This window comes from Streptomyces boncukensis (assembly GCF_011045075.1).
Classification (GTDB): Bacteria; Actinomycetota; Actinomycetes; order Streptomycetales; family Streptomycetaceae; genus Streptomyces; species Streptomyces boncukensis.
Genome location: NZ_JAAKZZ010000779.1, coordinates 1 through 2,422 on the forward strand (window position 1 = coordinate 1; position 2,422 = coordinate 2,422).

The following is a 2,422-nucleotide window of genomic DNA, read 5'->3' on the forward strand; positions in this document are numbered from 1 at the left end:
CCCACACCCCCGGCCACATAGCCGACCTGCCCACCTACCCCTTCCAGCACGAGCACTACTGGCTCGCCCCGCAAACCGCGGACGGTGACGTCACGACCGCCGGGCTGGCCTCGCCAGATCATCCGCTGCTGAGCGCGGTCGTCGATCTCGGTGAGGACGGATGCGTCCTGACGGGGCGGCTCTCGCTGCGGACACATCCCTGGCTCGCCGACCACGAAGTGCTCGATGTCGTGCTCCTGCCGGCCACGGCGATGGTCGACTTCGCTCTGACGGCCGGTCGGCAGGCAGCGCAGGAGCAACTGCGCGAACTCGTGCTGCAGGCCCCTCTCGTCGTGCCCGCGACCGGCGCCGTGGCGGTTCAGGTCAGGGTGGGGGCGATCGGGGACGACGGCGGGCGCCCGGTGTCGATCCACTCACGGCTGGATGACGAGACCGAATGGCTCAAGCACGCGACCGGCACGCTGACCGCGGGCGACCCCGCCCTGAAGCGTCTCCCCGAACGCTCGCCGAGCGCCGTCCACGTCGACGCGGCCGAGGTGTACGCGCAGTGCGCCGAAGCCGGTTACAGCTACGGAGCGGGATTCCGCGGACTGCGGCAGGCATGGTGGGACGGGGACGTCTGCTACGCCGACGTGCAGCTGCCCGATGACATGGACACCGACGGCTTCGGGCTGCACCCGGCACTGCTCGACGCATCGCTGCACGTGCTGCTGGTCGACGACCTTCCGGAGGTCCGCCTGCCGTTCTCCTGGAGCGGCGTGACCGTCCACCCCACGGAGAGCAGGACGCTGCGTGTGCGGCTCGCTCCCAACGGCCGGGACACTGTCTCCCTGCTCGGTACGGACGGCTCGGGCCGTACCGTCGTCCAGGTAGATGAGCTGACCACCCGCCCGGTGTCCCCCGGGCAGCTCCGCGCGGCTCGAACCCACGTGGACGACTGGTTGTACCGCGCCGAGTGGGTACCGGCATCCGATACGGATACGGCGGAGCACCACAACGACTACGCGTACCTCGGCGCCGACGACTCGCTTGCCACCCTGGACGGAGAGAGCGATGTCGTGGTCGCGGTCGAGCCCGGCAGCGGCGATGCGCCGGATGCCGCCCTCGATGCCACCAGCCGGGTGCTGGCGCTGGTTCAGGAGTGGCTGGCGGAGGAGCGTTTCGCGTCGCGTCGGCTGGTGCTGGTCACGAGGGGGGACGAGTGGACCCTGGCACCGGTGTGGGGCCTGGTCCGTTCCGCGCAGTCGCAGCATCCCGGACGATTCGCCCTGGTGGAGTCTGACGAAGAGGGACTGCCGCTGCTCCCCGTCGCGCTGGGGACCGGCGAGCCGGAGGTCGCGATCCGCTCCGGTGAGGTGTCGGTCCGACGGCTTGCCCGCGCCGCGCGGACGGCGGAACAACCCACCGCGCTCGATCCCGACGGCACGGTGCTGATCACCGGAGGGACAGGTGTACTGGGCCGGCTCGTCGCGAAGCATCTGGTGGACAACCACGGCGTGCGCCACCTCCTGCTGGTGGGCCGCAGGGCCGAGGCCGCGGTTGACGGGCTGGACGCGGACGTGACCGTCGCCTCCTGCGATGTCTCCGACCGGAGCAGCGTCGCGGACCTGCTGGATTCCATACCAGCCGCACACCCGCTCACCGCGGTGATCCACGCGGCTGGCGTCCTCGATGACGGGGTGGTCGAAGCACTCGACGGCGAACGGTTCAGGACGGTGTTCCGGCCCAAGGCCGATGCCGCATGGCACCTGCACGAGCTGACAGCCGGCATGGACCTGGCCGCGTTCGTGCTGTTCTCCTCCGTGAGCGGTGTGCTCGGCACGGCGGGGCAGGCCAACTACGCCGCCGCGAACACCTTCCTCGACGCCTTGTCCTGGCAACGGCGGTCCAGCGGGTTGCCTGCGCAGTCGCTCGCCTGGGGCGTGTGGTCCACGGAGAGCGGGATGGCCAGCGACATGACGGAGGCGGATCTGGCGCGGATGGCCCGCATCGGCATTCTGCCGTTCACCGCGGAGCAGGGGCTCGCGCTCCTGGACGCGGCGCTCGCCACCGCTGATCCCGTCCTGGTCCCCGCGCGGATAGGCAGCTCCGGCATCCAGGGCCGGGTCCCGGCCGTGTTGCGCTCGGTGGTACGCGCCCGGGACGCGTCCCCATCGGGCCATGTGCTGCACGAGCTGGAGGGGCTGAGCGGCGAAGAGCGCCATCGCGTGATGTCGGACGTGGTGCGCAAGGCGACGGCCGCGGTGCTGGGGCACGCCGATCCGAACCGGGTCGATATTCGGGCGTCGTTCTCTGATTTGGGTTTGGATTCGTTGACGGCGGTGGAGTTGCGGAATCGTTTGGTGGGGGTGTTGGGGGTTTCGTTGCCGGTGACGATGGTGTTTGATTTTCCGACGCCGGTGGGGTTGGCGGGGTTTTTGGC

1 protein-coding gene is annotated in these 2,422 nt (G+C 70.2%); it reads left to right on the forward strand.

Annotation, left to right across the window (positions count from 1 at the left end; all coding sequences use genetic code 11):
* On the forward strand, nt 1-2,422 hold a 2,422-nt coding region (locus G5C65_RS35495; protein ID WP_165303175.1), incomplete at both ends, for a type I polyketide synthase.